Below are 26,414 nucleotides of genomic sequence, written 5' to 3'. Positions count from 1 at the left end.
AGAAACAGTTCGTCCGTTTGGAGCGCACGACCACGCTGACCGCAAGGTTTCGCGGCCGAACCTGCGGCCCGATTGCAGATGGCGCAGACCGCTGCATTCATTGGGGTCGCTTACAGGCTCCTGGGCAAGCGGGGCTCCCCCAGCGGCGTAGATCATTATCCTGTCCGCCGCCGCGGCTGTCGGCACTGTCTGGGCTTTCGTCCAGTCCGGTTCCCGGCCCGAAACTCTCCAACGCGCGTTGTACCGTTCAGCAAGCACTGTGCTTGGGCTCCAAACCATCGTCTTGTTTACGGTGTTTGCCGGCTTCCCCGCCGGCCTGCGGATACAAGACCTGCCTTGAACGCTTTGCTCGATGAGCTCGACACCGTGCTGCCCATTTTGAAAGTTGACCGACCGATGACTGCTCCAATTGATCCCGCTTTCGTTCCCAACACGCACCATTGGGACCGCGTGCAAACCCGTTTGCGCGCCGAATTGGGTGAAGACGTCTATACGTCTTGGTTTTCTAGCGCCAAGCTTGAGTCCTGTTCGCAAGGCCATGTTGTCATTTCGGTAGCGACACGGTTCCTCAAACACTGGATCGAACACAATTTCGGCAACCGGCTTCTGGAGCTGTGGGCACTGGAAACCCGCGCTGGCGGCGTTGCGGGCGACAAGTCAGACAAATCCTCCAAGAGTAAAGGCGTTGCCGGTCGTGAGACCGAAGATCAGCAGGACGCCGATCGAGTGACCGCGACCGCGACGGCGAGGGACGGTCTATTGGAGGTCGACAAGACGCTCTCGACCCAGCAATCGAGCTCCACAAGGGGCGCATCGTCAAACCGAGACGGTTCGACTGGCGGGACAAAGCCCTGCGACCCCGTTGAACGCATCAGCATCATTGTGCGGACCGTCGGGGTTCGGAAGAAACCGAGCCTGGGCCCCACCAACGATTTGGATCTGCGGGCGGCTGCCCATGCCCCCGCCAACACGAACCGCTCGCCGGTTGGCACAAACACGGCGCAGACCCGCCAGTCGCCCAGGTCTGCCGATCGTCTGCAGGCAGCTCGCTCAAACGACGACACGTCTCGTAATCCACAAAAGCTTGTGGCCAGTCTGACCAGCCGCTCCGGTGCGGGTGTTTCGGTGACGGGCGACGCCGGGACAGCGTCAGGGACGCCGCTTGATCCGCGCTACACCTTTGACGCATTCGCGGTTGGCGCGAGCAACCAATTCGCCTATCGGGCAGCGCTTGAAATCTCCAATGAACGCTCGGTACTTGGGTGCAAACTCCTTTTTGTCCGGGGCGGCGTAGGCCTTGGAAAGACCCATCTTTGCCAGGCGATTGCGCATCAGCTCTCGGGAAGCGGTCACCGCACGCTGTATCTGACGGCTGAAAAATTTATGCGCGACTTCGTGATCTCGCTGCGCACAAAGGCAACCGTCGACTACAAGGAGGCGCTGAGCACCATCGATGTGCTTGTCGTGGATGACATTCAGTTCCTTTCCGGCCAGACCATACAAGGCGAATTCTGTCACGTTATCAATACTCTGATTGACAGCGGTAAGACCCTGATCGTTGCTGCCGACCGGGCTCCGGCGGCCTTGGACAGTATTGATGTGCGCATGCAATCGCGCTTGTCTTCAGGGCTTGTCGTTGAGATTGCCGCGATGGACCGGACTGTGCGCCTTGCCCTTCTGGAACGTAGACGCGCTGCCTACAAAGCGGAAGGAGGGCAAGCCGAGGTTTCCGACGCAGTCCTCGCGAAGGTCGCCGACCTCGTGACCACCAATGGGCGCGATCTGGACGGCGCGTTCAACCGGATCATCGCTGAAATCGGGCTGAACAATGTCCCGGTTACGGAGCACACCGTCGCGTCGGTGATCGGCTTCTTGCTGTCAGCAGCAGAAGCACCCCGCGTCAAAATTGAAGACATTCAGCGCGCGACTGCCTTGCAGTTCGGTTTGACGAAAACCGATCTGCTGTCCCATCGTCGGACCAAACAGATCGTTGGGCCACGGCAGATTGCCATGTATCTGTCCAAGGTTATGACAGTCCGCTCTTTGCCTGACATCGGTCGGCGCTTTGGTGGTCGTGATCATACGACCGTGCTGCACGCGGTAAGAAAGATCGAACGGGAACTGGAAACCGATCCGGCGCTTCAGAAGACCATTGAAGCGCTTAAGAGTGCAATTCTCTCCCAAAGTTAACGACGGCCGACCTGTCCGGACCGAACCGGCAAGACCAAAACCGTCGCGTGCGAGGCGCCGAGCATCGCACGCGACATGGCTCTCTGCTGCTGGCAGTTTGGCCCCAAGCTGTGCATACCAACCCGGTTGAAGCCTGCACGGCTTGCCAAACCGGGCCATCGACCGCACATATGGTCCGCTCAGGTCAGTATGATCGGCGACGCTGTTTCGTCAAAGCTGTTGGTTCGTGCCCGCTCTACTGAGAGCGGGCTATCTGGCGACTGCAGCGCTGCGGATCGTTTTGTGTAGGTTTGGTTATGAAGTTCTCACTTGATCGCACGCCTTTCCTTCGCGCGCTTGGCCGCGTCCATCGCGTTGTCGAACGGCGCAACACCATCCCCATCCTTGCGAACGTGCTGCTGGATGCTGCCGATGGTGCGCTGCGCCTGAAGGCAACCGATCTTGATCTTGAAGCATCCGAGATCGTGCCCGCCATGGTCGAGCAAGCTGGGGCCACAACAGTGCCCGCCCACATGCTGTACGACATCGTTCGTAAGCTACCCGACGGCGCACAGGTTGAGGTCGATATGCGTGGCGAGACCGCGCTTCTGGTCCAGGCTGGACGGGCGCGTTTTGAATTGCAGGCCTTGCCGAAAACGGATTTCCCCAACCTTGAGGCCGGCACGTTTTCACACGTGTTTCAGATCTCTTCCAGTGATCTTCGCCGTTTGATCGAGCGCACGCAATTCGCGATCTCAACGGAGGAAACGCGCTACTATCTCAATGGTATCTACATGCATGCCATCGATGGGGACGGCGGCCTTCGGTTGCGGGCGGTTGCGACCGACGGTCACCGGCTGGCCAAAAGCGAGACAACGGCACCGGAAGGGGCAGCTGACATGCCAGGTGTCATTGTTCCACGAAAGACCGTCGGAGAACTTCTCAAGCTTTTAGAGGGTCACGACGGTGAAGCATCGGTGGAGCTGTCTGAAACGAAGATCCGCGTCAGCCTCGATGATATCGTTGTCACATCCAAACTGATCGACGGCACCTTCCCTGACTATGCCCGCGTCATTCCGCAGGCCAACGACAGGGTGCTCGACGTTGATCGACCTGCGTTCTCGTCCGCAGTTGATCGCGTTTCTACGGTCGCTTCCGAGCGCGGGCGCGCGGTCAAGCTGGCGATGGCAGATGGGCGCCTAACCCTTACCGTGATCAACCCAGACTCCGGTTCGGCGACCGAAGAACTCATGGTGGACTATCAGGGTGACCCACTCGAGATCGGTTTCAACGCCCGCTACCTTATGGATATCGCGGGGCAGCTTGAGACCGACAATGCGCGGTTTCTTCTTGCCGATGCGGGCGCGCCAACCCTGGTCCAGGATTCCGATGGGTCAGACACACTGTATGTGCTGATGCCCATGCGGGTCTAAGAGCCGTTTTGCACTATGTCGTTGCGGATCCGTTATGACGCAGGCAAAGACTGCTCACCTTGCCGGCCCGCAAATTGTGCGCCTGAGCCTGACCAACTTCCGCAATCATAGGAACACAGCATTTGCGATCGAAGGCCGCCAGGTCGCCTTTGTGGGGTCGAACGGGGCAGGCAAGACCAACATACTTGAAGCGCTGAGTTTGCTCTCACCCGGTCGCGGTCTGCGGCGGGCGCGATACGTCGATATGATCGGTAGCGGCGAACGCGATGGTCGCGATCGAGGTTTTGCCGTCGCTGCTCAACTGAGGCCTCTTGATGCTGAGCCGGCAGACGATCCTGTGGGGATTGGGACGGGTGTCCAGGACGCGGCCACAAGTGGGCGCGACATCCGTATCGACAAGGTTCCTGTGAAGTCCGCTGAAGCGCTTCTAGAGCGCTTGTCAATCGTCTGGCTCACCCCCGCGATGGACGGTTTGTTCGCCGGTGGTGCGTCCGATCGGCGAAGATTCTTCGACCGTATGGTGCTTGCGCTCCACCCCCGCCACGGCCAACAGGTCAACCGGTTCGAAGCTGCCATGCGGGCGCGCAACAAGCTGTTCGATACCGGCGTTCACGACCCGGTCTGGTTTGATGGCGTTGAGGCGCAGATGGCTGAGGCGGCAATGACGATCAGCCAAGCTCGTGAAAAAACCCTTTCACTTCTAAGGAATGCCATTAACGAGGCCCGCGAAAAGGTTTCTGCGTTTCCGCACGCACTGATAGATCTTCAAGGTTTTGACGGAGCCGATGATTACGCGCAGCGGCTAGCTTCGGGGCGACAGCGAGACCGCGCGGCCGGGCGGGCTTTGGAAGGACCTCATCGTGCCGACCTTCTTGTCCGGCATGGGCCGAAGGATATAGAAGCGCGTCTCGCTTCGACCGGCGAGCAAAAGGCACTGCTGATCGGCCTTGTTCTCGCACAAGCGCAGCTCATCAAACGGGAAACTGACCAGGCGGCGGTTCTGCTTCTCGATGAGATTGCCGCGCATCTCGATCAAGGGCGACGGGCGGCCCTGTTCGCCCTGTGTGCAGAACTTGGCGGCCAGACCTTCATGACCGGTACAGATGCCGCCTTGTTCGATGATTTGCCCGACCGTTCTCAGCGCTTCGCTGTGAAAGACGGCACCGTCACGGCATTGGATAGCTAGTCAGCTGCAATCAAAGGCGTCGTCGACAGGAATCTGCAGCATTGTGGCCAAATGATTGGTCCGTCCCGCAAGCGAAACAATTTCCATCAATTCGGCATAAAGCTCATTAGTCATGCCTTTCTGGCGTGCAGCAGCGGTATGCGAATGGGCGCAATAGGTGCACGCATTGGCCACAGATACGGCGATGTAGATCAACTCCTTAGTGAGGGGATCAAGCCTGCCCTCTTGCTCGGCCGGCCCCATGACGCGCTTCACATCGGCCCATACGCGCTCGAGCTCAGCGGGATTGTGAGCAAGTGCTCGCCAGAAATTGTTGATGGTCTGCGTGCCGCGCGTCTCACGGATATCATCGAAGACGGCCTGGGCTGCTGGGCTGGCGTCTTCGTCGCTCACAAGGGGTACCGTTGACATGATGAGATCTCCTAACCGTGTCTTGAGGGGCCAGACGGTCGTTGCAGTGCGCGACAGATGCTTGCGCGCCGCCACAGGTAGGCGTTTAGTGTTTGCTGGCGCCCACGCAAGTTTCAAAGCTGCACCGGGCGCGTCTAAAAACGATCTCCGGGTCACGGTTAGCCACTGTACCATCACCATACCGGCGACCCGACAACCTCCACAGCCATCCACGGGGTACACCCATGAACACGTCGCTGTCGCTCCCGCCGTTGCCCTACGATCAGTGGGTCGACACGAAAGATACCTTGCACCTGTTTTTGCAGATGATCGGCAAGGTGCGCATGGCTGCCCATCCCAAGCTCAATCATTGGTGGCATGTTACGCTTTATCCGGACACAAGAGGCCTGACGACCCACCGTATTCCGTACGGTGACCGCGCGTTCGAGATCTTTTTCGATATGGTCGATCACACGGTTGAGATCACCACCAATGATGGTGGCCGGGAGAGCTTTTCTGTGCCAGGCAAATCCGTCGCCGGGTTTCATACGGCTCTTTTTGGAGCGCTGGATGCCCTCGGTATTGCTGTAAGGATCGTCGCCAAGCCTTATGACAACAAGTCGACGGTTCCCTTTGCCAAGGACACAGCGGATCGGGCTTACGATCACGACGCGGTGACAACGTTCTGGCGCGCCTTGTGTGCGATCGGGTCGGTTTTCGAAGTGTACCGGACGCGTTTTGTCGGCAAACAGACCCCGGTGCAGCTTTATTGGCACTCCTTTGATCTCGTCTCTACGCGCTTTTCCGGCGAGGCTGCGCCGCTCGAAAGTGGTCGACAGTCCGATATCGAAGCCTATTCGCACCAAAACATCTCAACGGGCTTTTGGCCTGGCGATGATGCTTATCCGCATCCCGCGTTTTACGGCTACGCTTATCCCGAGCCTGCAGGCCTGATGGAAACGCCTCTGATGCCGGATGCGGCACGGTGGATCACCCGAAATGGCGGCGCGCTTGCGGTTCTCGATTATGACGATTTGCGGAAGCTTGATGATCCGCGCGAGGCGCTGCTTGGCTTCTTGCAGAGCGTCTACGATGGCGGCTGCCGGACGGCGGGATGGGACCATCCAAGCCTCGTTCATGGGTACGCCTGACCGGCGGGGAAACCCGGCCTTATGACCATCGCAAACCGGGCGTCATGACCGAAACGCTCAAGACTGTAGGGCACGCCAAGCCCAAGGCGGTGATCATTGGCGGCGGTCCCGCCGGCCTGATGGCCGCACAGGCAATGCTCAATACCATGGGTGGTAACGCCGCTGAGGCAGCTGTCATCCTGTGCGATGCGATGCCGACGGTCGGTCGAAAGTTCCTGATGGCCGGTAAATCAGGGCTGAACATCACCAAAGACGAGCCTGATGAGGCCTTTATTCAAGCTTATGGGGACGCCGCGCAGCACATGGCGCCGATGCTCGACGATATGGGACCGGGGGAGGTCAAGCGCTTCGCCGAAGACCTACGCCAACCGGTCTTCACAGGGTCGTCGGGTATGGTTTTTCCGCGCGCGATGAAAGCGTCACCCTTGTTACGCGCTTGGATCGCCCGGCTCGAAAGCCAGGGGCTCGACCTGCGCACGCGCTGGCGATGGGTTAGCTTTGATGGACAGACGCTTGTCTTCGATACGCCAACAGGGACGAACAGGCTGGCTTACCAAGTATGCATCTTGGCCCTTGGCGGCGCAAGCTGGCGGCGGCTGGGTTCGGATGGCAAGTGGTCGACTGCGCTCACAGGAGAGGGGGTCTCACTAACGCCGTTTGAGCCGGCCAATATGGGCTTCAACGTGCCTTGGTCGGATCAGATGCGCACCCATTTCGGCAAGGCTGTGAAACCGGTCGCGCTATTCTGTACTGCTGGAGGGCTGGGCGACGCACCAACCCCCAGCCGTCAAGGCGAGTTCGTCATCACCGAAACCGGTGTTGAAGGGTCCGCGATTTACGCGATCGCGCGCGACGCCCGTAAAGGTGCGCACATCGCAATCGATTTGCTTCCCAATCTCACCTTGGATCAGGTTCGCAAAAGGCTTGCCCGCCCGCGTGGGAAGCTCTCGATGGCGAACTATCTGCGCAAGACGGTCCGCATCGAAGGGGTGAAGCGCTCGCTCCTGCTTGAGTTTGCCCGCCCCCTGCCCGGTGACCCCGACGCTCTTGCGACCCTCCTGAAAGCTGTTCCGTTGAAGCATAAGGGGCCCCGCCCACTTGATGAGGCGATATCCACTGCCGGAGGGGTCGCCTGGAGCGCCCTCGACGCAGACCTGATGCTGACCGCGAAAGCTGGAGTTTTCTGCGCCGGGGAAATGCTCGACTGGGAGGCACCGACCGGCGGATATCTCATTACAGGCTGCCTTGCGACAGGCCAGTGGGCAGGCAGAGCCGCGGCGCGCTTTCTTGGCAGCCAAGGCGGCTTGTGAAATCGGGGGGCCATACCCACATATTTCATCCAGCGCCAATCGGTCTAAAGCGCGCAAAAGCTTCGCTTTTTTGCCGTGATTGGTGGTATAAAATCCAAATGATTCTCGACCGCTGATGCGGTCCAGCCGAGGCCCTTGAGTTGGGCACTTCTCCGCGCATGCGAAAGGCCGCAGTTTGACCAGCGAACCCAGCCCCGAAACACTGCCCGATGCACCAGAAGCCGAAGTGGATAATGGCGAATATGGCGCCGACTCTATCAAGGTTCTCAAGGGCTTGGACGCCGTGCGCAAACGGCCGGGCATGTATATCGGCGATACCGACGACGGATCCGGTCTGCATCACATGGTCTATGAGGTCGTCGACAATGCGATCGACGAGGCGCTGGCGGGCCATGCAAGCGAGGTCACGGTCACGTTGAACGCTGACGGTTCGGTCACCGTGACCGATGACGGGCGGGGGATTCCGACAGATCTGCACGCCGAAGAAGGCGTTTCAGCTGCCGAAGTCATCATGACCCAGCTACACGCGGGCGGAAAGTTCGACCAGAATTCCTATAAAGTTTCAGGCGGCCTTCACGGTGTGGGCGTCTCCGTCGTCAACGCGCTGTCGACACGGCTCGATTTACGCATCCGGCGGGCCGGCAAAGAACACGTCATGAGCTTCAGCCACGGCAATGCCGACGGGCCGCTCGCCGTGGTTGGCGATGCGGGCGAAGCGACCGGAACGGAAGTGACGTTTCTGCCCTCACCTCAGACGTTCTCAAAGACCGAATTCAATTTTGAAACGCTCGAACATCGTCTGCGCGAACTGGCGTTTTTGAATTCGGGCGTCAAAATAACACTCACGGACAAGCGAGGCGTTGAGGATCGCGTGGTGTCCCTCAACTATGAGGGCGGCATCAGGGAATTTGTGGCCTTTCTGGACCGGAAGAAAAAGCCTGTCCTTGAAGAGCCGATCTTTGTGACCTCGGAGAAAGACGGCATCACCGTCGAAGTCGCAATGTGGTGGAACGACAGCTACCACGAAAACGTCTTGTGCTTCACCAACAATATCCCGCAGCGCGACGGCGGAACGCACCTCGCCGGCTTTCGCGCAGCCTTGACACGCCAGGTCACCGGCTACGCCGATGCGTCGGGTCTGACCAAGAAGGAAAAAGTCTCGCCGACCGGCGACGATTGTCGCGAAGGTCTGACGGCGGTGCTGTCGGTCAAGGTCCCCGACCCGAAATTCTCGTCCCAGACGAAGGACAAGCTTGTCTCGTCGGAGGTGCGGCCGGTGGTCGAAAATGTGCTCAACCAGTCTCTGCAGATATGGTTTGAGGAGAACCCCGCACACGCAAAGAGCATTGTCTCGAAGGTCATCGAAGCGGCAGCCGCACGGGAAGCAGCGCGCAAGGCGCGCGAACTCACTCGGCGCAAGGGCGCCCTGGACGTGGCATCCCTGCCCGGCAAGCTGGCCGATTGTCAGGAGCGCGATCCGGCGAAATCCGAATTGTTTCTGGTCGAGGGCGACTCGGCAGGTGGGTCCGCCAAACAAGGCCGCAACCGCGCCTTTCAGGCCGTTTTGCCCCTGCGTGGTAAAATCCTCAACGTCGAGCGTGCGCGTTTTGACAAAATGTTGTCCTCCAACGAGATCGGAACGCTGATCACCGCCTTGGGGACCGGAATCGGGACCGAAGAGTTCAATCCCGACAAGCTGCGCTATCACCGGATTATCATCATGACGGACGCCGATGTGGATGGCTCGCACATCCGCACGCTGCTGTTGACATTCTTCTTCCGTCAGATGCGCGAGCTTATCGAGCGCGGCCATTTGTTCATCGCACAGCCGCCGCTTTACAAGGTCCGGCGCGGTCAGTCCGAGCAATATCTTAAGGACGAGCAGGCACTTGAAGACTATCTTGTCGATGGCGGCCTGGATGGCGCCAGCCTCGTGTTGGCGAACGGGGAAGTCCGGTCCGGCCAGGACCTGCTGGAAACCGTACGCGAGGCGCGGCGGATCGCCTTTGTCATCGATGGGCTTCACCATCGGTACAACCGCGATGTGGTTGAGCAAGCCGCGATCGCGGGCGCGCTCAATGCCAATTTGCTGGCCGATCCCTCCCAAGCATCAGATGCAGCGGCGTATGTCGCGCGGCGTATCGATATCCTGGCGGACGAGTTTGAGAAGGGCTGGGAGGGGCGCAGGCTTGAGAGCGGCGATCTGCGGTTCACACGCACTTTGCGTGGGGTAACAGACGCGCACACGATCGATACAGCTCTGCTCGATTCGTCCGATGCGCTGCGTCTTGATGGCTTCGCCGAGCAACTTCAAGAGACCTACGGAAAAGCAGCTGTGCTGCGCCGGAAGGACAGCGAGACACCTATTCGCGGACCACGCGCGCTTGTTTCTGCCTTGATGGAGATGGGCCGGAAAGGCGTGTCGATCCAGCGGTACAAAGGCCTTGGCGAGATGAACCCCGACCAGCTTTGGGAAACCACGCTTGACCCGAATGTGCGCACGCTTTTGCAGGTCAAAATCAACGAGGCCGACGAGGCCGATGGCGTCTTCTCGGACCTGATGGGCGATGATGTCGATCCACGCCGCACCTTCATTCAGGATAATGCTCTGACGGTCGACAATCTTGATATCTGAGCAGGCCGAAAAGCGACCTACAGGAGACCGGGCCAGAAGACCGGGACAAGCGTCAAAAGCAGCACGACAGCAGCGCAAATATTGAACGCGCGCAGGCGTACGGAATCTTCAAAGAACAGACGGAGCCGGTCGCCGAGCGCCGTCCAGCTGGTTGCCGTCACGGTGCCAACGCAAGCGAACACCAGCGCTGCGCCGAGTGCGGGCCACACGCCATCAAGCGGTAGCGCATAAACGGTCAGCGCTGTGGTCACCATGACCCATGCCTTCGGATTGACCCATTGGAAGGCAGCAGCCTGCCAGAAGGTCAGCGGATTGCCGGTTACTTCAAGACCATCGGCCGTCACCGTTGGGCGTGCCGTGGCGATCTTGTAGGCGAGGTAGACAAGATACACAGCGCAAGCGATACGCAGCGCTTGTTCGAGCCAGGGCAGGGCGGCAAACACCGATGACAGTCCAAGCCCGATCGCGATGATCATCAAGGGTAAGCCATAGGCGACGCCGGCGATATGCGACAGCGACCGCCGGAACCCGTAATTCATGCCCGACGCCATCAGCATGACGTTGTTCGGCCCCGGCGTTCCGGCGCCGACAAAAGCAAAGACAAACAAGGCGATAATGGCTTCAAACATGATGCGGCAGCTTAGCGCGTACAGAGCGCAAGGTGCTTGCAAAGATTGCAAAGCGAATCTGCTTTGTGCAATTATCTGCGAATGCCTGACCAGAAAGATCGAGAAATCTTGCGTCAGCTCGAAACGGATGGGCGGCTATCCAACGCGGCGCTGGCGGAACGCGTCGGCCTGTCCCAATCGGCCTGCCTCAGGCGGGTTCAAGCGCTTGAAGCCGCCGGCATAATCTCCGGCTACCGCGCCGTCATTGACCGGTCAAAGCTCGATGGTGGCTTGAAAGTCTATGTGGCGGTCGATCTGCTGCGGCACTCACGAGATGCATTGATTGCGTTCGAGCGTTCTATGCAGGCCATCCCGCAAGTACGAGAATGCCATAACGTCTCCGGCTCCGTCGCCTACATTTTGCTGGTCGAAGTGCCTGATCTTGCCGCTTACAAGCGACTGCATACAGATGTACTGGGGACGATTGAGCAGATGGCCTCGATCACAAGCTACTTTGTTCTCGATAGCCCAAAGAACGAGCGCGGCTAGGGGCGCACATCGATAACTGAGGCATGGGTGGCAGCGACCAAGCTTCTTGGATCAACCCGAAAGACGCTATCGGGACGACCAGCAGCGGCCCATACATCACCAAAGCCCAGCAGAGTATTATCCATCCACACGGCGATGGGTGCCTTGTGGCCTATCGGTGCAACGCCACCAATCGCAAAGCCTGTTTCATCGCGCACCCGCCGACCATCGGCGCGCTTGAGATGCAGTCCATGCGCTCGCTTGAGGTGCTCAATATCGGCATCATGCGCGCCACTGATCAGGACCAGCGCGAGCCCGCCTGTTTCGGCGTTCTCAAAAACCAGCGATTTAACGATCTGGTCCACTTTGCAACCGCACGCGCGCGCTGCGTCTTGAGCGGTCCGGGTGGACTGATCCATCACTCGAAGCTCAACATCCAGTCCCAAAGCCTGGGCGGCCTTTACCACCCGCTCCATGGATGAGCCAGGTTTGGGAACGACAGGGTCCAAGATCGATCAGGCTTCGATCAACAGACCGGCGTCAAACGCCAACTGTTTGAGCGAGACCTGAGGGCGCGGCCCCATCTGCTGGATGACGTGACCCGCCGCCAGGTGGCCCAGTTCAGCGCAAATATTCAGCGGCATCTTCCGGGCCAGACCAAACAGGTAGCCCCCGGCAAAAGCGTCCCCTGCACCGGTAAGATCAACCAAATCCTCGACGGGCTTTGTCCCAACTTCAACACGCTCCTCGCCCTGGATCGACATCGACCCCTTCGCGCCAAGCGTCACGATGCCCAGATCACAGTCCTGCGCAAGGGCATTGTACGCCGTTGGAAGGTCAGCCGTTTCGTACAGCGCTTTCAGCTCATGTTCGTTGGCAAAGAGCGTATCGACGGTACCTGAGCGCATCAGATCTATGAATTCGCTGCGAAAACGGTCGACGCAGAAACTATCGGATAAGGTTAGGGCAACACGGCGGCCAGCCTGCTTGGCGATCTTCGCCGCATAGCGGAAAGCTTCCTTGGCCTTGGCCGGATCCCACAGATAGCCTTCCATGTAGGTGATGGCGGACGCACGGATGACGTTGGGCTCGATGTCTTGGACCGTTAGTTCCTGACAGGCCGCCAGCGACGTGTTCATCGTCCGCTCGCCATCGGGGGTGACAAGGATGACCGACGTGGCCGTGTGAATGCCCTGCGCAGCCGACAGGGGCTGAACATCGAAGTGTACGCCGATGCCGCGCATGTCGTGGGCGTAGGCGCGCCCGGTGTCATCCTGCGCCACTTTCCCGATATAAGCGGCGCTTCCTCCCAGCGAGGCGATGGCGGCGGCAGTGTTGCCTGCGGAACCACCAGACATGCGGGTGGCCTGTCCGATGCGGTTGTAGAGCCGCGCCGACTCGGCAGCATCAACCAGGCGCATCGAGCCCTTCACAAGCTTTTCGCGCACCAGAAAGTCATCTTCCACGTGGGCAAGGATGTCGAAAATAGCGTTGCCTATGGCGACAACGTCAAAACGTGTTTCGGTCGTGTTGGTCATGGCGGTGCTTTGCGAGCCTGATCGGTTAAGTGTTGAAGTTGCAGTCTTTGCTGTCGCTGGTCATGGACCATTGTGGGTTTGCCGACAACTGCCTATGTGCCTGCGATGATTGTCGCCGTAAACTGCCGCTTCCCGGACACGCGCTCGTGTTTGCGCTGATCCGCCAGGCTTTCCTCGACGTCTTGTCACCGCCTTTCCGCGGTGTCCTGGCAAAGTCGCTCGGCCTTACCGTCCTAACCTTGATTGTCGCGTGGTTCGGCCTCGCGACCCTGATCGATCATCTTGTGCAGATCGAAACGGGATGGATGGACGGCGCAATTCAAGTCCTGTCCGGTCTGGCGCTCATCGTCGGCGCGATATTTCTGGTTGTCCCGGTGACGGCGCTGGTTGCCAGCCTTTTTCTCGATGACATCGCCGAGACCGTTGAACGCACACATTACGGCGCTGAACCACCAGGCCGGCCTCTGCCGCTGCTGCAAGGTCTGAGGGAAGCGGTCGGTTTCTTCTTCGTGGTCCTCGCTGTGAATGTATGCGCCTTGGCATTGCTTTTGGTGCCAGGCGTCAACGCGATCATCTTCCTGCTTGCCAATGGCTATCTGCTGGGTCGGGAGTATTTCGAACTCGCCGCTTTGCGCCATCGCTCAAAACGCGAGGTTCAAGCACTTCGCAAAGCCAACGGAGGGCAGGTTTTCCTTGCTAGCCTCGTGATAGCCGGTCTTGTCGCTATCCCGATCGTCAACCTCCTGACCCCACTGTTTGCAACAGCCTTGATGGTCCATCTACACAAGCGATTATCGCATCAAGATGAGCAGGGTCGGCGCGACAGCGCGGTGGCTTAATGATCCTCGCGCAATTTTGAGGTGCCGGACGCCCGAAATTGATCAAACCTTAAATGATCCCGTGATAGGCGTTGCGCACAGGCAACACCAATGTCTGCTGTCTTGCGAGCATTTTACATGCCTCAGGATTGTCTCAATTGCCGTGTCGGAGCACACACCATGTTATGGGGTGCGAAATCCTTTGTCAGTCTTGCACTGGCGCTTTTGATCCTTGCCTTACCCGGCGGGGCATTAGCGGTTGCGTCCGAGAGTGGCGCGTCCGATGCGCTTGTCTATGAGAGTGCGGCGGCAGGCGATTCTATGGTCACGCTCGAGGCGTGTTGCGAGCCCCAGCAGAGGATTGACGCACGCGGTAGCGCATCGGTTTGTTCCGGCGATTGCCCGATGCTGGCACCACAGCCCGAAGAACCCAAGCTCGCCGCGATGATGGGCGGGCGCAGCACGGGCCAAATGTCGGCCGCAGAATTCCGCGTCAAGCAACGCCTGCGGCCACCGCGCCCTTAACCAGCGAAACGAAACTGTGCGCGCGGCCCTTGCGCCTCGTTCCCATTTATTTGTTCCTATCCGCTGGAGAGTATCTATGCGTAACCCAGTTCTTTCACGCCGGCAGTTTATGGCCGGCTCAGCCCTGATGAGCGGCCTTGCTGTCTCGGGCTGCATGACCGCCGCACCGCAAACCAGCTTTGCGCCGGCAGAGCCCGTCGCCCCCAGCCGCTTTGCGATGATGTACGGCCCCTTGCCGCACGAGCAGTTCCCTGTGCCAGCTGTCGATCTCACCCAGGTCGAGGAGCGCTTTCTTAGACGGCAGGTTGACTATCCGACCAATGAACGTGTGGGCACCGTGGTCGTCGATACGCGCAACTTCTACCTCTATCATGTTCAGGAAGGCGGCAAGGCGATGCGGTACGGCATCGGCGTTGGCCGTCAGGGATTTGATTGGTCGGGCCGCGCGCGCATCGCCTGGAAACGCCCTTGGCCGCGCTGGACACCGCCGGATGAAATGGTGGCACGCCAACCTGAGCTTGAGCCCTATTCGATCGAGAATGGTGGCATGGACCCCGGTCTTGGAAACCCACTGGGTGCACGAGCTCTGTACATCTTTGAGGGCAATGTCGACACGCTGTACCGGGTCCACGGCACAACGGAAGACTGGTCTATCGGAAAAGCGGTGTCGTCAGGCTGCGTTCGCATGTTCAATCAGGACGTCATCGATTTGTACGGCCGCGTCGCAACGAACTCCCCGATTCTTGTTGTGTGATCGGGGAGGCGCTGCGACGCGTGGAGCAAGCTGACACGCTGCGGTCGTGCTCCTCGGACAAGACGCGCCAGTAGGCTTGGTTATTCTCAAGTTCTAGCGGGCAGAGGACTTGGACTTCGGCTCCAGCACCTTGTCCTTGAACCGGCAAACGTCGATCACTGGGCACCGCCAACATTCGGGCGTTCGTGCCTTGCAAAGATAGCGGCCATGCAAGATGAGCCAGTGATGGGCGTGCAAGCCGTAGGTCTCTGGAATGACGCGGTCGAGAATACTCTCCACCACCTCAACCGTCTTGCCGGGCGCAAGGCCCGTGCGATTTGACACCCGAAAGACATGGGTATCGACGGCATTGGTGTGATGGCCGAACGCCATATTCATCACCACATTTGCCGTCTTGCGTCCCACCCCAGGTAGGCTTTCGAGATAGTCGCGATCCTCCGGCACCTCGCCCGCAGGCAGGTCAGGGTGATCGTCCAAGAGGCGCTGGGACAGAGCGATGACGTTCTTCGCTTTTCCCCGATAGAGCCCGATCGTCTTGACGTGGGACCGCACTGTCTCTTCGCCAAGCGCAAGCATCTTGGCGGGCGTATCGGCAATCTTGAAGAGCGGCTCAGTCGCCTTGTTCACACCCGCATCGGTCGCTTGTGCGGACAGGACCACGGCCACCAGTAATGTGTAGGCGTTAACGTGCTCAAGCTCGCCCTTCGGGTCAGGCTCAATCGCGTGGAACGCAGCAAAAAGCTGTCCAATTTCATCACGCGACAATTTGGACCGCGGCCGCCGCTTACGCGGTGGCTTCGCCGGTACAGGCGCAGGACTTACGGAACTGGTCGGCTGCATGATGAGTTGACTAGAGATGGTTTGTCGCAAGAGGCCGCGGTTCAATCGCCCGCATTTGTTTGGCATATAGAGCGCTATGGACGATCACAACCCGACAGCAGGCAGTGCTCACAACGAGCGTCAACGTGCCCCGGTCTTCTCGGCAAAGCTGACACCGCATCGCTCGCTTTCGCGCAACGGGTTTGTTGTGATGATGGTTGTAATCGCGGGTTTGGCCACCTCATCGGGCATCATGTTCTTGGCCGTTGGCGCATGGCCCGTTCTTGCGTTTCTCGTGCTCGATGTGCTCATCGTTTGGGCCGCCTTCCAAATCAATTATCGCGCCGGCCGCGCCTACGAAGAGGTTGTTGTTACCCCCGACTGCCTGACCATCAAACGGGTCAGCGGCTGGGGCCGCGTAACGACGGACAGCCTGCATCCGGTATGGACACGGCTGAAGACCGCCTACGATCATGAGGAAGAGCGTGTGCTCGCAATCAAGCTTGAAAGTAAGGGCCAGCAGTTCCCGGTTGGTTCCTTCATGAACCCGGCCGACAAGGAGAGCTTCGCCAATGCTCTCGGCGATGTCCTCTCGCGGATCAGACGGGGCGCGCTTCCTGCCTAGCTTTCGTCTCCGGTTCGGTTTCGGGTGGCGGGTGGCTCATCGATAGGCCACAAGGCGCCCATGACCCACGCTACAACCGCTCAAAGTGAACCCTCAGGCCTCGCCGCTAGTCCGGCAGAGCTGGATGATGACGGCGCCTTGGGCTCCTACGATCAACGGTGCGCCGCGTATGAGGCGGTCCGCGAAGCTATCGCGTTTATCACCGACAAGGCCATCGATCAGCCCGATATTGAGACCATCGCGCGCGCGGTGGGCGAACATCCGGTAGTCCTGACGCGCAAGTTCCGCGCCTATGCGGGGCTGACACCGAAGGCCTTCCTGCAGGCGGTGACGCTCGATCGCGCCAAACGGCTCCTCGAAGCCGGCGAGCCGGTGCTCGACGCGGCCTATGGCAGCGGTCTGTCGGGACCGGGAAGGCTCCACGATCTGTTCGTCACCCACCAGGCCATGCCACCGGGCGCTTATCGGGCAAAGGGGGCAGGGCTGGAGATCCGCTACGGATTTCATCCTTCACCCTTCGGCCTTGCGCTGGTGATGATGACCGAGCATGGCCTGGTTGGCCTCGCATTCTGTGATCAGGGTGGCGAGATCGCCTGCTTCGACGACATGGCCAATCGCTGGCCCGCGGCGAACTATGTGCGCGACGACGCGGGAACCGCCGATGACGCGCGGGCCGTCTTCGACCCGGGGATATGGAGGCAGGACCAGCCGGTTCGCATCACACTGATCGGCACCGATTTCGAGGTGCGGGTATGGGAAACCCTTCTTGCAATCCCCCTTGGCTCCACCACGACTTACGGCGCAATCGCGCGCCATATCGGCAAGGAAAAAGCATCACGAGCGGTCGGCGCGGCGGTGGGCAAGAACCCGATCTCCTTCGTCGTCCCGTGCCATCGCGCGGTCGGAGCGACCGGGAATCTCACGGGCTACCACTGGGGACTGACGCGCAAACGCGCCATGCTTGGATGGGAAGCTGCCAGCGTCGGCAAGGTTGGTGAACCAGCGCAAGGTGAGCTCGGGCTTTAAGGCCGGTAAATGTGCAACCTTACTCGGCCAAGTCGATCTTCTCGATAATGCCGCCCTCTTCATCAAGGCGATAAATGATCGGGGTACCGGTACCCAATTCGCGCTTCAGAATAGCCTCGGGCGTCAGCCCTTCAAGCTTCATGATGAGTGCGCGCAGCGAGTTACCATGGGCTGAGACGAGAATGCGCTTTCCCGCCAGGACCAAAGGCAAAATCTCCGCTTCAAAGTATGGCAACACACGCTCAGCAGTCATCTTTAGGCTTTCGCCGCCCGGAGGCGGCGTATCATAGGAGCGGCGCCAGATGTGAACCTGGTCCTCACCGAACTGCTCGCGCGCCTCATCCTTGTTCATACCTGTTAGATCGCCATAGTCGCGTTCGTTCAGTGCCTGATCTTTCGTAACCGGAAGATCTGTTCCCATTTCCTCCTGCATCAATGCCAGCGTCTTTTGCGCACGCAAGAGATCGGAGGTGTAGGCCGCATCGAAAGAGAGTTTCATCTCTTTAAGAGAACGGCCGGCCTGACGTGCCTCCTCGACGCCTTTTTCGGTCAGGTCTGGATTTTTCCAACCGGTGAAGAGGTTCTTCAGGTTCCACTCGCTTTGACCGTGGCGGACGAGAACAAGTAGCCGTTCCATAGCGTTTCCTTTGCCCAGAGGGTTGAGTCTAGTCGTTTAAGCCAAGGACATCGCGCATGGTATACCGCCCGGGTTTGCGACCGTGCCCCCATAATGCAGCCTTTACGGCCCCTCGCGCAAACAAGCTTCGATCCTCGGCATGATGGCCTAAGGTGATGCGCTCTGCCGGGCCGGCGAACAACGCCGTATGGTCCCCGACTATGGAGCCGCCACGAACCGAGGCAAATCCTATGGCGCCATCGGGCCTTGCTCCGGTCTCACCGTGCCGTGTGAAGACCGCCCTGTCTGCAAGGTCGATGCCGCGGCCATGGGCGGCAGCGTCACCAAGCAAATAGCCGGTGCCAGAAGGCGCATCGACCTTCCCCCGATGATGCGCCTCGATGATCTCGATATCCCACTCGGGGCCCAATGCCGCGGCCGCTTTCTCCACGAGCACGGCGAGCACGTTAACACCAAGGCTCATGTTTCCAGACTTGACGATGACGGCGTGGCGCGCAGCTGCGTCTAGCTTGACCTCATCGACAGGCATCATGCCGGTTGTACCAATGACGTGAACAATCCGGGCTTGAGCAGCCAGTTCGTTGTAGAAGAGCGTTGCCTCTGGCGCCGTAAAATCGAGCACGGCGTCGCTAGCGGCGAAAACAGGCAAAGGGTCATCCGTGACCACGACACCGGTTTCCTGGAGCCCCGCGAGAGGTCCCGCGTCCCTGCCGAGATGCTCAGAGCCCTCTCGCTCGACTGCGCCGGATAGTTTTGCGCCACCGGCTTCCTCGACCGCCCGTACGAGCGCCCTGCCCATGCGGCCCGTGGCACCGACAACAGCTACTCTGGTGGACGTTGAGGGCGCGGCAGCATCGGACAAGGGGCGCTCAATTCGAAAAGAAGGGGTTGAAGCAGACCGCATCTAGCGCACCGCCAGCGATCCGCGCAACCGCGTATCCGAGGATCAGGCTCTGACCTCTAGGCCGGCTTCAATTGCCTCCACGGCGCGCCGTGCCGCAGAACGAGGATCACCGCTTCCTGTGATCGGACGGCCCATGACCAAAATGTCAGCACCATCAGCAATCGCGCGATCCGGGGTGACGATACGCTTTTGATCACTCGCCCCATCATCGGCAAACCGAATACCAGGGGTTACGAGCAGCATGTCTGACCCGGCAAGTTCGCGAAGCAGTGGAACTTCACGCGCCGAACAAACAAGCCCTGGCATGCCTGCCTGCTGCGCCTGGGTAGCGCGCAGGCGCACCAGCGACTGGGTCGAACCGGCATAACCGGCTTCGGATAGGTCTGTATCGTCCATCGACGTCAGAACGGTCACACCCAGGACCGTTAGCGCGTGATCATCACCAAGTGTATCAACGGCGGTCCGCATCGCTTTCGGATAGGCGTGAATGGTGAGAAATGTGGCGCCCAACGCAGCCACTGATCGAATGCCGTGGGCCATGGTGTTGTCGATATCGAGCAGCTTGAGATCGGCAAACACTGACTTGCCCGCGTGCGACAGCTCTCTAATCAGATCCATCCCGCCCGAGAAAGCGAGTTGATAGCCGATCTTGATGATGCCGACCTCATCGCCAACCCGATCCAGCATGCGACGCGCCTCATCCGCGCCCGACACATCCAAAGCCAGGGCCAGGCGGTCTTTTGCGGGTGAAGCAGACGTCATTGCTGGCATGCCTGCCTAGCCTTTCAGCTTGCCTGCCACCGCAAGCAATCGCTGAAGCTGAGCTTGCGCCAGACTTGTGGTGCGGTCATTGCTGAAACCACCGGCCTCGCCAAAGCCCGACGCGCCTCCACCGATGGTCAATTGTTCTGGCATCACGATCGCGCCGAGCCGCGCGATAGTCGGGCGCAGCTGGTAAAGCCCATTCACGCCACCCTGCATGCCCGGCGAAACGGCGCCCAATGAGTAAACCGGATCGCGAAAGGCGTGACGTCCGTCCGGTTTCACCCGGCTGAGCCAATCAATCGTGTTCTTCAGCAGCGGCGTGTAGCCGCCATTGTACTCCGGCGATGCTAGGAAAACCGCGTCCTGCGCGGCTATGAGCGTATAAAGCTCCTGGATTGGCTGCGGAATGCCATTAGCGGCCTCGAACTCCTGATCAAACAGTGGGGCCGGGTACTGCGCCAGAGAAATCAGGGTCGCGTCCGCGCCCATATCGGCGGCGAGTTTCGTCATCGTGGTCGCCAACATCGTGTTCAATGATCCCGGACGCGTCGATCCGGACAGAGCGAGAAAGGAGACGGACATGGCAGTTGCTTTCGTCAGGAGGTGGCGGGGACTATCGCGTCAGGTCAGGCACTTACGATAGACCCAAACACGGGCAGGGGGCATGTTTCGGACAATCCAACCCGATCGTGTCACCGAGAACAGGCCGGACTCAGGGCGCACGGGTGGTCCAAGTCCGTAAGAAAACTGAATAAAACCGCCACCGGGCGCCAGATGATCAAGCGCGTCAAGGAGCAGCGAGCGACGCTCGTCATACGGACGCGTCAACAGCGGTAGGCTGGATACCACAGCTGCGAGGGGAAGCGTTTCCTTAGCAAGATGCGACCGCAACGCGAACGCGTCGCCCTGCACGACACACGCGTTTGGAAATCGTTTACGAAGCAGATGAGCGAACCCGTCGCACGCTTCAATCAGCACCAGGCGATCAAGGTCAATGCCGCGCGCGCCCAGTGCTTGGGTCACCACGCCTGTGCCCGGCCCCAACTCAACAATCGGCCCAGCAACGTTCGGTTCGACCGCCCGCGCCATGGCGGCGGCCAGCTCAGGACCCGACGGGGCAATTGCGCCAATTGACAAGGGGTTGTCCAGCCATTGCCGAATAAAACGCCCGTCATCGACAAGCTTTGCAGCCAGGGTACGATCCGTATCGTGCTGAGTGGAACGCTTGTTCAATCGCTGGCTAGGTGGCATCGCCGATAGGCTTTTCAAAGTTCAAGAATCACACATCATGGCTGCGTCTGGCGATGGGAAAGCGTGCCTCTCTCCGCCTGTCAACCGCGACACACCCACCTTCTACGCAGATGAGACGTGCCCGATCACCATGACGGAACAATGATGGGCCCATGCGCAGTCCTAGGGCCGATTTGCCTGAAGGGTGAACTCAACTGTCACTGTGTGCTGCAGCCAGCTTTCATCGGCCGCGCCAACCGCGCCAATGCCGAAGTCGAGGCGGTTGATCTCGGCTGCGCCGATCACCCGCGCCACCCCGTCCGTTTCTTCAAAGGTGAAGGTTAATGGCGCATCTGCTGTAACGCCCCGCAGCGTCAGCTCCCCTTCGGCGGAGAAACTGCCGTCATCGTTGGCGCGAAACGCATTTGCCTCGTAAATGGCGACGGGGTGGTTGACCGCATCAAAGCCATCTGCGCCTCCGGCCTGAGGTTGCAACATAGGATTGGCAATGGAAATGGACGCCGCGTCGATCGTTATGACGGCTTCCGCGTCATCAAGATTGGCAGGGTCAAACACGACATCGCCAGACCATGTGGCGATGCTGCCTTCAACGGGCGAACCTGTGAATGTGATCGAAAAGCCGAGCGAGCTGGCCTCATGATCGATAACCCAAGCCTCGCCCGGTGTTGATGCGACCGGCTCAGAGGACACCGCAGCCACAGAGGATGAAGCGGGCGCGCGTTGGGCAATGCCCCAAGCAATGCCCGAAACCAGGAAAACCGCTGCAGCACCAAATGCCGCGCAACCTGTCGAAAACTTTCCCGCTCGTATCGGTGCCGTACGCGCCGAAATCACCATCCGCGCAATTAAGTTATCGCGGGCAACAAATTGGTGCTTGAGCGCCGCAGCGATGTGCAGGGCGATCAGACCGCCCATCGCGAAGGACAGGTACGCATGCGCGTTCTTGAAAACGCCTTCGACGGTGTGCCGCATGTCTAGGCTCAGATCACCGTAGGGCAAATGCGCGAACGGCAGCCCTTCGATCAACGCAAACAGCGTCGGCACGCCAGTAGGGGAAACCGACGCCATGGCCCAGCCCGTCAGCGGGAGTGCAATCAACAGGATGTAAAACGCAATGTGGGTGCCCTTCGAGGCGACGATCTCTAACTTCGTCATGCCCTCAGGCAGGGCTGGCGCAGGGTTGGCGAGCCGCCAGATAATCCGGGCGATGGTCAGAGCAAGAATGCTCAGCCCGATGGTCTTGTGGATTTGGAAGATTGTGAAAACACTTTGGGTCGCCTGCGCCCCAGCGGATACCATCCACTTGCCACCAATGACCTGAAAAGCAATGGCGATGGCGATTGCCCAGTGCAGGACGATCGCCACCGCCGAATAGCGTTGGTCGGAACGGTCTTGGTCGATCACAGACCCGGATACAGATACTGCCATCTTTCGCTCCTCGAACCTGAATGGCCGCGCTTGTTTTCAGATCGCCGCTTCGAACGAAGGGCTGACGCATTGCGTACAGGCCTCTGGCGGCAGCTGTGAGATTACATCTGTTGCAAGAACTCAGCGTTGATCTCTATGGCGACAGCGGCACCAACATTGGGCACAAAGCGATCAAACCCAAACTCGGAACGGTCGATTGTCCCTGTTGCCTGGATACCGAAGGCGGCGACCGGCATGAACGGATGCTGCTCAAGGGCGCCGATCAGCTCGACGTCCAGCGTGACCGGCAAGGTCAAACCGCGAAAGCTCAGATCACCTGCGACCGTCGCGGTGGTATCACCGGTTTTGGTCACCTGCGTCGATGTGAAGGTTGCTTGCGGGTGGTCGGGCACGTTCAACCAGTCCGATCCGCGCAACTCTGCATTAAAATCGGTATTCTGGGGGAACGGGAAATCTGTATCGACCGAGCCCATATCAATGGTCGCTGTGAGGGTCGAATTCGAGATGTCATCTGCGTCGAGTTCCACAGTTGCTTCAACGGTATTGAAACGTGCGGTGTATTCCGACAGGCCGAGATGGTTCACCGACCAGAGGAACGATGTGTGTGTCGGGTCGTTGGTGTAGGTTCCTGAGGGGATAGCGAGGTCGGCAGCTTGCGCGGGCATCGCAAAGCCGGCGAGCGCTGTTGTGATGATCAAAGCGGTGCTCAGCTTTGATCGGGTAGGCTGAACTTTGGACATGATAGCTCCTTGTGCGTTGCCGGAGCATCATCTTCAGACGCGCCCCAATCGGCATTCGATAGCCGGTGACTTAGACCAAAGCTCTCGCAAAGCTAGCCTCGTCTTCGACAACATTGCGTTCAGCAAAGCGAACCAATGCGGCAATTGTGTTGCGAGGCTAGGGCCTATTCACGCAGTTTTGCTGCGGTGCCAACGGCGCTGGAGCTGTGCGACTGCGCGGGTCGATTCGCTGACGAGAAATGGGCGGGCAGGGCGCGGCTCGAACGCGATATCCTGCTTCAGCGCCCAGCGGCGCCAAATATAGCTATCGAGCTGCGTGCGACTGGAAAGATCAGCAACGAGCCGATCATCAAGCTGGTCACGCATTATTGGTCGCCACCCGGTCTGCGCCATCCACTGTTGCGACGTGTTCTCCCGTTGGGCCTTTGCAGCGATGTCCAGGAGATCACCCATGGAGCGAACAAGCTGATCGGCTTCACTGATATCCACGATGGTATCGACGTCTCCGAGCGCCTCATCAAGCATGGCGCGCTTGCGGTCCCGCGACAGTGTGGCGAGTATAGGCCACGGAACCTCGCACCAGCGCTCGAGCAGAAACTTGCTTGTTGGCTCATCGGGCAGGGCTCGCAAGGCAACCTCAAGAGGGATTGCGCCTCGACCCTGACTGACATAGCGCATGTTTCGGAAGTTGACCCAAGACAGCATCAGGTCAATCGGATCGCGGAGGATGAGTGTCGTGACGAGCGGCCTGTCGCTGAGCACCGTGGCGATCGAGCGCCCGATGAAATGGCCGGAAATGGCGTCAAGCTTCGTCCGTTCGGCGGCCAGCTTTCGCTGATCGTACTTCCTGCCGGAATAAGCGAGAACGGCTTTCCGACCGCGGGCAGGCGCGGTCAGATATCGTTCACCAAGACAGGCTTTCAGATGGGCTTCGACCGTTGAACCGGCACACTTTGGGACATGAATATGGGCCACCCGAACCTTTGGCATGTCGGGTGTCTTTGCTGAACGAGGTGTCATTGCGATGTTGAACTTCACAGGGATGGAGCTTAGCGCTCAAGCGTCTTGAAAAGGAGCTTTAACACTGTGCTGCCCTTGAAAGCCACGCCACGATCAGTTCGCTCCACGGATCGGATAAAGGTGGCCTAATCGGATGGATCTTCGTCCAACTGTCTCGGTCACAACATCTCAACCGGGGTGCCTTCTCTTCCCCGGTGCGCTTGATCGAGACGCGCAACGCTCACTTGTAGCGGACATTCGCGCGATGCTGCGCAAGGCGCCGCTTTTCGTTCCATCCATGCCGCGGACCGGAAAGCCGCTGTCGGTACGCATGTCGAACGGCGGAACTCTCGGTTGGGTCGCCGATCGGTCCGGGTATCGCTATCAGAGCCATCACCCTACCACGAACGAGCCTTGGCCACCGATCCCAGACGCCTTGATCACGCTGTGGCAGAGCGTGGCACCGACGGCGCCACCGCCGGAAGCCTGTTTGATCAACTGGTACGGGCCGGACGCAAAGATGGGGCTGCATCAAGACCGCGATGAGCAAGAGTTCGGCGCGCCAGTTGTATCCGTTTCGCTGGGCGATGACGCGCTTTTCCGGCTGGGTGGTCCGACACGGGGCGGCAAAACCGAAGCGATCCGCCTAACGTCTGGGGACGTTCTGGTGCTGGGCGGCCCGGCGCGGCTTTGCTATCACGGCGTGAGCCGCATCTATCCAGGAACGTCGACGCTGCTCGACGCGCCCGGGCGGATCAATCTAACGATGAGGCGGGTTACACCCAGCCCAGCCATCTTGGGGGAAACACAATGAGCCACGACATCTACGAGGTGCGCGATCCGCGTTTTGAAGCTTGCATCAACCGCGATGCACCACTGGAGAAACTCTGGACCGGCGCGGTTTGGTCCGAGGGACCGGTGTACTCTCCGGCGTGGCGTTCGGTCATATGGTCCGACATTCCGAACGACAGGCGCCTGCGGTACTGCGAGCTGACGGGTTCGGTCGGCGAAATCCGAAAGGGTCAAGACGCTTACACAAATGGTTCGACGCTGGACCGCCAGGGCCGGATCGTCGCGTGTGAGCACGGCACACGATCGATTACGCGCGTTGAGCACGACGGCTCGATCACCACCCTCGCCGATCAGTATGATGGCAAGAAGCTCAACAGTCCTAACGATGTGGTGGTGAAATCAGATGACTCGGTGTGGTTCACCGACCCGTTCTACGGAATCATCTCCAACCATGAAGGGTTCGAAGCCCCGATGGAGCAGGATGGGCGGCACGTTTATCGGATTGATCCATCCGGCGAGGTCACGCGGGTAGCCAACGATTTCACCTGCCCCAACGGTATCGCGTTTTCACCCGATGAGAGCGAGCTTTTCATCGTCGACACGGGCGCAACGCACTTTGAAAGCGGCGAGCATCATATGCGTCGCTTCAAAGTGTCCGAAGATGGGATGTCACTTTCGAGCGGAGAGGTGTTCGCCGAATGCGAAGCAGGCTTATTCGATGGTTTTCGGTTCGACACCGATAGCCGCATCTGGACCAGCGCATTCGATGGCGTTCATTGCTTCGAGCCTGACGGGACTCTCATCGGCAAGATCAAGGTACCCGAGAAAACCGCTAACGTCGTTTTCGGCGGACCAAACTTGGCCCGGCTCTACATCACGTCTTCGACCAGCCTTTATGCGGTGGACTTGAGTGTGACAGGCTTCTGGACCGGGCCAAAGCTTAGTTAGCTTAGCCTTCGGCTGGCATCGGCTCGTCTGATGGGGTCATCCACCCGATCATGGCACCATCAGGCTGCATGACCATCGCGATCCGCCCAACGCCGGGCACGTCAAATGGTTCACCCATGACCTTGGCACCGCTTGCGGTCGCCTTTTCGAGCCGCGCATCCACATCATCGACCGCAATGTAGGCCATCCATGACGCGGGTACGTTGGCAAACTCGTCCCGGCCGGTGATGTCGAACAGCCCGGCAACCATCTGACCGCCGACAACAGCGCAGTGGTACATACCATCAGGCATCGACATCGACTCCCAATCCCAGCCCAAGGCATCGGTGTAGAAGGCCTTTGTTCCCTCCACATCACGGGTCATCAATTCATTCCAGTGAAAATAGCCATGGTCGGTCATGTGCATCTCCCCCGAGGCAGTAAGCGTCGACAGGT

General features: G+C 59.4%; 28 protein-coding genes. 14 read left to right on the top strand and 14 right to left on the bottom strand.

Annotated features, from left to right (window positions below):
* Positions 1-336: 336 nt before the first annotated feature.
* From dnaA to recF, 3 genes are all read left to right on the top strand, one after another.
* Positions 337-2,190, top strand: a complete 1,854-nt coding sequence (dnaA, locus tag AAF739_12155) for a chromosomal replication initiator protein DnaA (GenBank protein ID MEM6383421.1) — start codon at positions 337-339, stop codon at positions 2,188-2,190.
* Between the two features lie 296 nt (positions 2,191-2,486).
* On the top strand, positions 2,487-3,602 hold the full coding sequence (gene dnaN, locus AAF739_12150; protein ID MEM6383420.1) for a DNA polymerase III subunit beta: 1,116 nt from the start codon (positions 2,487-2,489) through the stop codon (positions 3,600-3,602).
* A gap of 34 nt (positions 3,603-3,636) precedes the next feature.
* On the top strand, positions 3,637-4,788 hold the full coding sequence (gene recF, locus AAF739_12145) for a DNA replication/repair protein RecF (GenBank protein ID MEM6383419.1): 1,152 nt from the start codon (positions 3,637-3,639) through the stop codon (positions 4,786-4,788).
* Here the strand turns inward: recF and AAF739_12140 are convergent, their stop codons facing one another.
* On the bottom strand, positions 4,789-5,199 hold the full coding sequence (locus AAF739_12140; GenBank protein MEM6383418.1) for a carboxymuconolactone decarboxylase family protein: 411 nt from the start codon (positions 5,197-5,199) through the stop codon (positions 4,789-4,791).
* A gap of 224 nt (positions 5,200-5,423) precedes the next feature.
* Between AAF739_12140 and AAF739_12135 the strand changes: the two genes are divergently transcribed.
* The 3 genes from AAF739_12135 to gyrB all read left to right on the top strand — a co-directional run bounded on the left by AAF739_12135 (position 5,424) and on the right by gyrB (position 10,274).
* Positions 5,424-6,329: a DUF5996 family protein gene (locus AAF739_12135; protein ID MEM6383417.1), complete on the top strand. Its 906-nt coding sequence runs from the start codon at positions 5,424-5,426 to the stop codon at positions 6,327-6,329.
* On the top strand, positions 6,293-7,639 hold the full coding sequence (locus AAF739_12130; GenBank protein MEM6383416.1) for a TIGR03862 family flavoprotein: 1,347 nt from the start codon (positions 6,293-6,295) through the stop codon (positions 7,637-7,639). The genes AAF739_12135 and AAF739_12130 overlap by 37 nt, the downstream gene beginning before the upstream one ends.
* A gap of 202 nt (positions 7,640-7,841) precedes the next feature.
* The gene (gene gyrB, locus AAF739_12125) at positions 7,842-10,274 is read left to right on the top strand and encodes a DNA topoisomerase (ATP-hydrolyzing) subunit B (GenBank protein ID MEM6383415.1); all 2,433 of its coding nucleotides are present in this window, start codon (positions 7,842-7,844) and stop codon (positions 10,272-10,274) included.
* A 17-nt stretch (positions 10,275-10,291) separates the two neighbouring features.
* On the opposite strand, the gene AAF739_12120 is transcribed toward gyrB, so the two are convergent.
* Positions 10,292-10,903: a LysE family translocator gene (locus AAF739_12120; protein MEM6383414.1), complete on the bottom strand. Its 612-nt coding sequence runs from the start codon at positions 10,901-10,903 to the stop codon at positions 10,292-10,294.
* An 81-nt stretch (positions 10,904-10,984) separates the two neighbouring features.
* Here AAF739_12120 and AAF739_12115 point away from each other — a divergent pair, with 81 nt between their 5' ends.
* Positions 10,985-11,431: an Lrp/AsnC family transcriptional regulator gene (locus AAF739_12115; protein ID MEM6383413.1), complete on the top strand. Its 447-nt coding sequence runs from the start codon at positions 10,985-10,987 to the stop codon at positions 11,429-11,431.
* On the opposite strand, the gene AAF739_12110 is transcribed toward AAF739_12115, so the two are convergent.
* Positions 11,428-11,919 (bottom strand): YbaK/EbsC family protein, encoded by a 492-nt coding sequence (locus tag AAF739_12110; protein MEM6383412.1) that lies wholly within the window; start codon positions 11,917-11,919, stop codon positions 11,428-11,430. The two genes, AAF739_12115 and AAF739_12110, sit on opposite strands and share 4 nt — an antisense overlap.
* Positions 11,920-11,925: 6 nt before the next feature.
* Positions 11,926-12,948 (bottom strand): adenosine kinase, encoded by a 1,023-nt coding sequence (locus AAF739_12105; GenBank protein MEM6383411.1) that lies wholly within the window; start codon positions 12,946-12,948, stop codon positions 11,926-11,928.
* Between the two features lie 38 nt (positions 12,949-12,986).
* On the opposite strand from AAF739_12105, the gene AAF739_12100 reads away from it, so the two are divergent.
* From AAF739_12100 to AAF739_12090, 3 genes are all read left to right on the top strand, one after another.
* Positions 12,987-13,787 (top strand): sulfate transporter family protein, encoded by an 801-nt coding sequence (locus AAF739_12100; protein MEM6383410.1) that lies wholly within the window; start codon positions 12,987-12,989, stop codon positions 13,785-13,787.
* A 159-nt stretch (positions 13,788-13,946) separates the two neighbouring features.
* Positions 13,947-14,291 carry a hypothetical protein gene (locus AAF739_12095; protein MEM6383409.1) on the top strand — a complete coding sequence of 115 codons (345 nt, stop codon included), beginning with the start codon at positions 13,947-13,949 and terminating at the stop codon, positions 14,289-14,291.
* Positions 14,292-14,367: 76 nt separating this feature from the next.
* On the top strand, positions 14,368-15,045 hold the full coding sequence (locus tag AAF739_12090) for a L,D-transpeptidase (GenBank protein MEM6383408.1): 678 nt from the start codon (positions 14,368-14,370) through the stop codon (positions 15,043-15,045).
* Positions 15,046-15,138: 93 nt separating this feature from the next.
* Here AAF739_12090 and nth read toward each other — a convergent pair whose 3' ends face one another.
* Entirely contained in the window at positions 15,139-15,885 is a 747-nt protein-coding gene (gene nth, locus AAF739_12085) for an endonuclease III (protein MEM6383407.1), read from the bottom strand.
* A 76-nt stretch (positions 15,886-15,961) separates the two neighbouring features.
* Here nth and AAF739_12080 point away from each other — a divergent pair, with 76 nt between their 5' ends.
* Complete coding sequence (locus tag AAF739_12080) at positions 15,962-16,489, top strand: DUF2244 domain-containing protein (protein MEM6383406.1); 528 nt, start codon at positions 15,962-15,964, stop codon at positions 16,487-16,489.
* A 60-nt stretch (positions 16,490-16,549) separates the two neighbouring features.
* Positions 16,550-17,515 (top strand): bifunctional helix-turn-helix domain-containing protein/methylated-DNA--[protein]-cysteine S-methyltransferase, encoded by a 966-nt coding sequence (locus AAF739_12075; GenBank protein MEM6383405.1) that lies wholly within the window; start codon positions 16,550-16,552, stop codon positions 17,513-17,515.
* Positions 17,516-17,534: 19 nt separating this feature from the next.
* Here AAF739_12075 and AAF739_12070 read toward each other — a convergent pair whose 3' ends face one another.
* From AAF739_12070 to AAF739_12035, 8 genes are all read right to left on the bottom strand, one after another.
* Positions 17,535-18,152 (bottom strand): 2,3-bisphosphoglycerate-dependent phosphoglycerate mutase, encoded by a 618-nt coding sequence (locus tag AAF739_12070; GenBank protein MEM6383404.1) that lies wholly within the window; start codon positions 18,150-18,152, stop codon positions 17,535-17,537.
* A gap of 28 nt (positions 18,153-18,180) precedes the next feature.
* Complete coding sequence (gene dapB, locus AAF739_12065; GenBank protein ID MEM6383403.1) at positions 18,181-19,014, bottom strand: 4-hydroxy-tetrahydrodipicolinate reductase; 834 nt, start codon at positions 19,012-19,014, stop codon at positions 18,181-18,183.
* A gap of 84 nt (positions 19,015-19,098) precedes the next feature.
* Positions 19,099-19,818 carry an orotidine-5'-phosphate decarboxylase gene (gene pyrF, locus AAF739_12060; GenBank protein ID MEM6383402.1) on the bottom strand — a complete coding sequence of 240 codons (720 nt, stop codon included), beginning with the start codon at positions 19,816-19,818 and terminating at the stop codon, positions 19,099-19,101.
* Positions 19,819-19,833: 15 nt separating this feature from the next.
* Entirely contained in the window at positions 19,834-20,403 is a 570-nt protein-coding gene (locus AAF739_12055; protein MEM6383401.1) for an NAD(P)H-dependent oxidoreductase, read from the bottom strand.
* Positions 20,404-20,442: 39 nt separating this feature from the next.
* Complete coding sequence (locus AAF739_12050; protein ID MEM6383400.1) at positions 20,443-21,072, bottom strand: phospholipid methyltransferase; 630 nt, start codon at positions 21,070-21,072, stop codon at positions 20,443-20,445.
* Positions 21,073-21,234: 162 nt separating this feature from the next.
* Entirely contained in the window at positions 21,235-22,500 is a 1,266-nt protein-coding gene (locus AAF739_12045; protein ID MEM6383399.1) for a cytochrome b/b6 domain-containing protein, read from the bottom strand.
* A gap of 101 nt (positions 22,501-22,601) precedes the next feature.
* A complete protein-coding gene (locus AAF739_12040; protein MEM6383398.1) occupies positions 22,602-23,240 on the bottom strand; it encodes a YceI family protein in 639 nt (212 codons plus the stop codon).
* Between the two features lie 168 nt (positions 23,241-23,408).
* Positions 23,409-24,230, bottom strand: a complete 822-nt coding sequence (locus tag AAF739_12035) for a hypothetical protein (protein ID MEM6383397.1) — start codon at positions 24,228-24,230, stop codon at positions 23,409-23,411.
* 163 nt (positions 24,231-24,393) lie between these two features.
* On the opposite strand from AAF739_12035, the gene AAF739_12030 reads away from it, so the two are divergent.
* On the top strand, positions 24,394-25,053 hold the full coding sequence (locus tag AAF739_12030) for an alpha-ketoglutarate-dependent dioxygenase AlkB (GenBank protein MEM6383396.1): 660 nt from the start codon (positions 24,394-24,396) through the stop codon (positions 25,051-25,053).
* Positions 25,050-25,979, top strand: coding sequence for an SMP-30/gluconolactonase/LRE family protein (locus tag AAF739_12025; GenBank protein ID MEM6383395.1), 930 nt, complete (start codon positions 25,050-25,052; stop codon positions 25,977-25,979). Before AAF739_12030 ends, AAF739_12025 begins: the two co-directional genes overlap by 4 nt.
* Before the next feature lies 1 nt (position 25,980).
* On the opposite strand, the gene AAF739_12020 is transcribed toward AAF739_12025, so the two are convergent.
* Positions 25,981-26,379 carry a VOC family protein gene (locus AAF739_12020; protein MEM6383394.1) on the bottom strand — a complete coding sequence of 133 codons (399 nt, stop codon included), beginning with the start codon at positions 26,377-26,379 and terminating at the stop codon, positions 25,981-25,983.
* Positions 26,380-26,414: the final 35 nt, after the last annotated feature.

The organism is Pseudomonadota bacterium, from assembly GCA_039024915.1.
Classification (GTDB): domain Bacteria; phylum Pseudomonadota; class Alphaproteobacteria; order Rhizobiales; family MH13; genus MH13.
Note: the sequence above shows the minus strand (reverse complement) of the source record. Positions and strands in the feature narration are given on the sequence as shown.

Bases quoted from the DNA above. Each gene is read 5' to 3' on its own strand.
- dnaN (MEM6383420.1), top strand. From the start codon at position 2,487: ATGAAGTTCTCACTTGATCGCACGCCTTTCCTTCGCGCGCTTGGCCGC.
- recF (MEM6383419.1), top strand. From the start codon at position 3,637: ATGACGCAGGCAAAGACTGCTCACCTTGCCGGCCCGCAAATTGTGCGC.
- AAF739_12140 (MEM6383418.1), bottom strand. From the start codon at position 5,199: ATGTCAACGGTACCCCTTGTGAGCGACGAAGACGCCAGCCCAGCAGCC.
- AAF739_12135 (MEM6383417.1), top strand. From the start codon at position 5,424: ATGAACACGTCGCTGTCGCTCCCGCCGTTGCCCTACGATCAGTGGGTC.
- AAF739_12130 (MEM6383416.1), top strand. From the start codon at position 6,293: ATGGGACCATCCAAGCCTCGTTCATGGGTACGCCTGACCGGCGGGGAA.
- AAF739_12120 (MEM6383414.1), bottom strand. From the start codon at position 10,903: ATGTTTGAAGCCATTATCGCCTTGTTTGTCTTTGCTTTTGTCGGCGCC.
- AAF739_12115 (MEM6383413.1), top strand. From the start codon at position 10,985: ATGCCTGACCAGAAAGATCGAGAAATCTTGCGTCAGCTCGAAACGGAT.
- AAF739_12105 (MEM6383411.1), bottom strand. From the start codon at position 12,948: ATGACCAACACGACCGAAACACGTTTTGACGTTGTCGCCATAGGCAAC.
- AAF739_12095 (MEM6383409.1), top strand. From the start codon at position 13,947: ATGTTATGGGGTGCGAAATCCTTTGTCAGTCTTGCACTGGCGCTTTTG.
- AAF739_12090 (MEM6383408.1), top strand. From the start codon at position 14,368: ATGCGTAACCCAGTTCTTTCACGCCGGCAGTTTATGGCCGGCTCAGCC.
- nth (MEM6383407.1), bottom strand. From the start codon at position 15,885: ATGCAGCCGACCAGTTCCGTAAGTCCTGCGCCTGTACCGGCGAAGCCA.
- AAF739_12080 (MEM6383406.1), top strand. From the start codon at position 15,962: ATGGACGATCACAACCCGACAGCAGGCAGTGCTCACAACGAGCGTCAA.
- AAF739_12075 (MEM6383405.1), top strand. From the start codon at position 16,550: ATGACCCACGCTACAACCGCTCAAAGTGAACCCTCAGGCCTCGCCGCT.
- AAF739_12070 (MEM6383404.1), bottom strand. From the start codon at position 18,152: ATGGAACGGCTACTTGTTCTCGTCCGCCACGGTCAAAGCGAGTGGAAC.
- pyrF (MEM6383402.1), bottom strand. From the start codon at position 19,818: ATGACGTCTGCTTCACCCGCAAAAGACCGCCTGGCCCTGGCTTTGGAT.
- AAF739_12055 (MEM6383401.1), bottom strand. From the start codon at position 20,403: ATGTCCGTCTCCTTTCTCGCTCTGTCCGGATCGACGCGTCCGGGATCA.
- AAF739_12050 (MEM6383400.1), bottom strand. From the start codon at position 21,072: ATGCCACCTAGCCAGCGATTGAACAAGCGTTCCACTCAGCACGATACG.
- AAF739_12045 (MEM6383399.1), bottom strand. From the start codon at position 22,500: ATGGCAGTATCTGTATCCGGGTCTGTGATCGACCAAGACCGTTCCGAC.
- AAF739_12040 (MEM6383398.1), bottom strand. From the start codon at position 23,240: ATGTCCAAAGTTCAGCCTACCCGATCAAAGCTGAGCACCGCTTTGATC.
- AAF739_12035 (MEM6383397.1), bottom strand. From the start codon at position 24,230: ATGCCAAAGGTTCGGGTGGCCCATATTCATGTCCCAAAGTGTGCCGGT.
- AAF739_12030 (MEM6383396.1), top strand. From the start codon at position 24,394: ATGGATCTTCGTCCAACTGTCTCGGTCACAACATCTCAACCGGGGTGC.
- AAF739_12025 (MEM6383395.1), top strand. From the start codon at position 25,050: ATGAGCCACGACATCTACGAGGTGCGCGATCCGCGTTTTGAAGCTTGC.
- AAF739_12020 (MEM6383394.1), bottom strand. From the start codon at position 26,379: ATGACCGACCATGGCTATTTTCACTGGAATGAATTGATGACCCGTGAT.